General features: G+C 55.0%; 1 pseudogene. It reads left to right on the top strand.

Annotated features, from left to right (window positions below):
* A pseudogene (locus tag AC3XQU_RS24750) lies at positions 1-240 on the top strand (ShlB/FhaC/HecB family hemolysin secretion/activation protein); the annotation flags it as partial.

The following is a 240-nucleotide window of genomic DNA, read 5'->3' as shown; positions in this document are numbered from 1 at the left end:
CATTGCCAGTGTCTATGGCAGCTACCCACTGCTTCGTTCACGCCGAAGCAATCGTTATGTACAGATGGGTTTTGATTACAAAACGTTCGAAGACCGAATCGACTTAGTGTCGTCCCACGTCGACAGGAACGCCCAGGTACTGATGACAACGCTGCGTGGCGATCACCGCGATGACTTTGGCGGTGGCGGGATGACGGCGGGTTCCGTGACCTGGTCAACGGGCAACCTTGACATCGAAAC

The sequence above is a fragment of the Telluria sp. AZSoR62 genome (assembly GCF_058111565.1).
Note: the sequence above shows the minus strand (reverse complement) of the source record. Positions and strands in the feature narration are given on the sequence as shown.